The organism is Limnoraphis robusta CS-951 (genome assembly GCF_000972705.2).
Window position 1 is genome coordinate 7,593 of sequence record NZ_LATL02000240.1, and the last position, 5,105, is coordinate 12,697.

4 protein-coding genes are annotated in these 5,105 nt (G+C 39.5%); all 4 read left to right on the plus strand.

Going from position 1 to position 5,105, the window contains the following annotated elements; all coding sequences use genetic code 11:
• Positions 1–218: 218 nt before the first annotated feature.
• The 4 genes from WN50_RS20510 to WN50_RS20525 all read left to right on the plus strand — a co-directional run bounded on the left by WN50_RS20510 (position 219) and on the right by WN50_RS20525 (position 5,025).
• A complete protein-coding gene (locus WN50_RS20510) occupies positions 219–1,385 on the plus strand; it encodes a Rid family detoxifying hydrolase (RefSeq protein ID WP_046281511.1) in 1,167 nt (388 codons plus the stop codon).
• 250 nt (positions 1,386–1,635) lie between these two features.
• Positions 1,636–3,009, plus strand: a complete 1,374-nt coding sequence (locus WN50_RS20515) for a Rid family detoxifying hydrolase (RefSeq protein ID WP_046281512.1) — start codon at positions 1,636–1,638, stop codon at positions 3,007–3,009.
• 64 nt (positions 3,010–3,073) lie between these two features.
• Positions 3,074–3,472: a RidA family protein gene (locus tag WN50_RS20520; RefSeq protein WP_046281513.1), complete on the plus strand. Its 399-nt coding sequence runs from the start codon at positions 3,074–3,076 to the stop codon at positions 3,470–3,472.
• Between the two features lie 224 nt (positions 3,473–3,696).
• Positions 3,697–5,025 carry a S8 family serine peptidase gene (locus tag WN50_RS20525; RefSeq protein ID WP_046281514.1) on the plus strand — a complete coding sequence of 443 codons (1,329 nt, stop codon included), beginning with the start codon at positions 3,697–3,699 and terminating at the stop codon, positions 5,023–5,025.
• Positions 5,026–5,105 lie beyond the last annotated feature (80 nt).

Consider the following 5,105-nt stretch of genomic DNA (forward strand, 5'->3'; position numbering starts at 1 on the left):
CGAAAGTGCAACCCAACACCCCCATAATCTTTTTGAGGTTTTCTATTTTTCTCGATAATTTATTGTTGGGTTTCGTTCCTCAACCCAACCTACAGCCTACAGCCAACAATTTTTATTGATAGATTTCACTCATCTGCTATTGAATAGTTTGGGAAAAATTTAATGTTTTAAGTGTAACATCTGGGTTTATAATTCAAGAATAATTTGGAGAAAATAGCATGGATGCCAACAAAGTATTAGAGAAATATGCTCAAGGTGAACGAAACTTTAACAAAGCCAAGCTGAGTGGATTTATTTTCAAAGGTAGCAACTTGGAGCAAATAGATTTTAACAATGCAGATTTAAGTGGAGTAGACTTCAGCGAATCCAATTTAAGCGGTGCAAAGTTGTACGGAGCAAACTTCAGCAAAGCGTTTTTAGAGAATGCAAATTTAACGAGAATAGACGCATATTCGCTTAATTTAAGTTGGGCGGAATTGAGCAAGGCTAACTTAAGTCGATCCAACTTATCCAAGTCCGATTTAAGCAATGCAAATCTAGAACAAGCCAACTTAGATGATGCAAATCTTAGTCACGGAAATTTAAGCCAAGCATTTTTGACTGAAGCGAGTTTAGTGGGTGCCAATTTGTACGAGGCAAATTTGACAAAAGCCGATTTAAGAGAAGCAAACCTCAGCAAAGCAAACTTAGAAAATGTACAGTTTGAAGAGGCTAATTTAAAAGGTGCTATACTTCAGTTGGTGAATTTAAAAAACGTTAACTTATCGGGTTTAAATTTAACTCGGGTTAATCTGGAAAGGGCGAATTTAAGAGGGGCGAATTTAATCGATGCAAAACTAGATGGTGCGAACCTACAAAAAGCAGACTTAACTGGAGCAAATCTCTACGGTGCAAGTTTGGAAGGGGCGGATTTAACAGGTGCAATAATGCCGAATGGAGAACGTTACCGAGTTCAATCTATTCAAACCAAAGAATCGCGCCAACAGACAGAAGTAACAGGTAAAAATATTATTCATACAGACAAAGCGCCCGAACCGCCTAACTCTCGAAATCAAGCCGTTATTGTGAATGGAATTATTTATGTTGCTGCACAAATTGGCATCGATCCACGACTGAATCAGATTTTACATGAAGAAGATGTCGGCAAACAAACCGAACAAATTATGGCAAATTTAGAGATAATATTAACAGAAGCGGGAGCAACTTGGGCGGATGTCGTGAAGACTACTATCTTTTTAAAAGAGATGAAAGATTTTGCAGCGATGAACGCTGTTTATGCTCAATATTTCGATGCGGAAATGGCGCCGATTTGTGCTTGCGTTGCAGTGGCTCAACTTCCAAAAAATGCCCTCGTTCAAATTGAATGCGTGGCGTTGAGTCATTAATTCAATGATGTTATTTGTGACCCCTCCCTAGCCCTCCCCTAAAAGGAGAGGGAAGAAGTAGTAGGTTGGGTTAAGCGAAAGTGCAACCCAAAACCCTATAATTTTTGTGAGGTTTTCTGTTTTTTTTTGATTATTTATTGTTGGGTTTCGTTCCTCAGCCCAACCTACAGTTTGAATATTTTGGGAAAAATTTAAGGTTTTAAGGGTAAGGGATGGTTTTATAATTCAAGAATAATTTGGAGGAAACAACATGGATGCTAAAGAACTGTTAGAGAAATATGCAAAAGGTGAAAGACACTTTCGGGTAGCACAACTCAGTGGGATCAGTTTAGCAGGTGCAGATCTGAAACAGATAGATCTAAGAGGAGCAAATTTGAGCAAGGTAGATCTAACTGAAGCGAATCTACAAAGCGCAGATTTACTAGAATCAGACTTAAGTGAAGCAATTTTATTAAATGCAACGATCACAAATGCTAATTTGACTAGAGCTTGTTTAAAAGGAGCGAATTTACAAGGAATTAATGGAGGTTCTACTAATTTTACAGAAGCAAATTTAAGTGAAGTTAACCTAAGTCAAGCCAAGCTTAACGGTGCAAAGCTTATTGATGCTATGCTTAATGAAGCGAATTTAAGTGATTCACAATTAGAAGGAGCCGTTTTATTGGGAGCGTCTTTAAAAGAAGCAAATTTAAACGGCGTGAATTTAAAGAGTGCAAATTTAAGCGGAGTAGATTTAACAGGAGTTAACTTGAGTGGATTTAATCTTTCTAGTGTTAGCTTTATCAATGCCAATTTAACCGAGTCGGATTTAAGTTTAGCCAAGTTAGACGGTGCTAGATTAGAAGGGGCAAATTTACAGTCAGCTAATTTGAGAGCAGTAATATTGACAGGGGTGAATTTATCAGAGGTCAATCTAAGTCATGCCAACTTGAGTGGAACAATACTTGATAATGCAAAACTTAGAAATGTTAATTTTCAGGGAGCGAACTTGGAAAGAGCTAGTTTGAAAGATACAGACTTAATGCAAGCTAATCTAAAAGGAGCTAACCTTTCTAAAGCAAATTTAACGAATTCAAAAACTTATGGATGGAATATTGAAAACGCCGATTTTAGTCGTGCAATTATGCCAGATGGTTCAGTGTATGAACTTGAAAATAATCAGAATAATATCACAGAAGAAACCGATCAAATTGAACCCTCGCAACCTCAAACGAAGCTAAACAATAAACCATTGATTATTCGGACTGACAAAGCACCCGAACCGCCTAACTCTCGAAATCAAGCCGTTATTGTGAATGGAATGATTTATGTTGCTGCACAAATTGGCATCGATCCACGACTGAATCATATTTTACATGAAGAAGATGTCGCCAAACAAACCGAACAAATTATGGCAAATTTAGAGATAATATTAACAGAAGCGGGAGCAACTTGGGCGGATGTGGTGAAAACCACTATCTTTTTAAAAGAGATGAAAGATTTTGCAGCGATGAACGCTGTTTATGCGAACTATTTCGATGTGGAAATGGCGCCGATTTGTGCTTGCGTTGCAGTGGCTCAACTTCCAAAAAATGCCCTCGTTCAAATTGAATGCGTGGCGTTGAGTCAAACGAACTTTTTCTAAATAAAATATTGATTCGTGGTAATCTAAATACAGTAAGTTTAATCGGATTTCACACATTCAACTGATGACACGTCAAATTATTCGTACAGAGAAAGCACCCGCCCCCGTTGGCCCGTACAATCAAGCTGTAGTTGCAAATGGGATGGTATTTTTAGCCGGTCAAATTTCAATTGATCCCGCAACAAATAAAATCGTTCATCTTCAAGATGTTGCCAAACAAACTGAACAAATTATGGCAAATCTAGAAGCCGTTTTAACCGCAGCCGGGGCGAGTTGGTCAGATGTCGTAAAAACCACCATCTTTCTCAAAGATATGAAGGATTTCGCCGCGATGAATACCGTTTATGGGCAGTATTTTCAGACCGAAAATGCCCCCGCTCGGGCTTGTGTAGAAGTGTCGCGTTTACCGAAGGATGTGTTAGTAGAAATTGATTGTATTGCGGTGATAGAGAATAATTCATAATTGCAAACTGTCCTGAAATAGTCCCAATCCATCCGAAGAAGCAGAAAGTATCGAATAAGAATAAACCTTTGTCATGGGTGAGTTAGGGCGCAAGTGAGAACGCAAACCGCCGCGCCCCGACGACTGTGTTAACTTTTTATGCTTTGATACTTTGATGCTACATAGCATTCAATCTGACCTTTCAAACGGATGAATTCAATCAATCTATTCAGGAGTGAAGCCCGATGAATACCCCTAAAATTTCCCCCGCTTTTTTCCCCGTTTTAGGGAATAGTGACCCCAACAGCAAACAGGATGCTATTGTTATTTACAGAAGCGAACGTCCGCCTGAAGAAATGCCTTCTCGGGGTGATGAACGTCGTTCCCAAGTGATGCAACAACAAAGTAAAGAAAATACAAACGTTGTTGTTAAAATGGCAGCGAATTATCAAAATGAAACAGGTCAGTCATTAAATGTTTCAAAAGTGGGTTCAGGTGCGTTACCTGTCGCAACGGTAGAAGTGACTCGAAATACCCTTCCCGCCCTCGCTGAACAACCGGAAGTTATTGCGGTTATCCCGAACCAAAGAATCAGACTAATAAAACCCCAACAAATCGAATATTCTGACTTGATGATTCAAGAAGAAAAGCAAAAAATGACTTGGGGTTTGCAAGTATTAGACATTGCCAAAATGTGGGAAACTACAAAAGGCAAAGGTGTCAAAGTTGCGGTATTGGATACAGGTGTTTATAGTGATCATCCGGCACTCAAAGATCGAGTCAAAGACTTTATTATTGTAGACCCCAACGGACGCCGAATTAAAGCGATGCCTCATTTCGATGCTGATCAACATGGTACTCATGTTTGTGGTACGATTGCAGGTGGAAAAACGAATAAAGGGGTGTCAATTGGAGTTGCACCCGAAGCGGACTTATTAGTGGGTGGGGTTTTAATTGGAAATGCTACCTTACAAACTTTAATTGAAGGTATGGCTTGGGCAATTGAAAGTGGCGCAAATCTTATTAATATGTCGCTAGGTTTGACTTATTATGAACCCCTATTTGCTGAAATTTTTGATCTGATTATCAATCAGTTTGATGTGTTACCTGTGGTTGCCATTGGTAACGAAAATCATGGCAATACCAGTTCACCGGGAAGCGCCCATAATGCTTTTTCAATTGGTGCCTTAGAAAAATATTCCAATGATGAATTGGGAATTGCCTTTTTTAGTAGTGGGGCGAGTTTAGTTTTCCCTCAAGATGCACCGAATAATTGGGTCACAAAACCCGATGTTTCAGCGCCCGGAACTCAGGTTTATTCTTGTATTCCTCCGGTTCAACAACCTGATGGAATTTATGAATATACCTACATGGATGGTACCTCAATGGCGACGCCTCATGTGGCTGGAGTTGTAGCGTTATTAATGTCAGCTTGTCCGAAAGCTTCTTTGAATGAAATTATTAAAGCGCTCAAAGAAACCGCCTATCATCCGGGTGGGGAACAAATGCGTCCTGATAACCGTTGGGGTTGGGGTCAAATTCAACCGGTTAAGGCGTTAGAAGCCTTGAAATAATCACCAGTGTAGGGGCGGGTTCCCCATGAATTTCTGTGTCTTAGAAATAAGATTAATAAACCCGCCCGACCCCCAAAGAA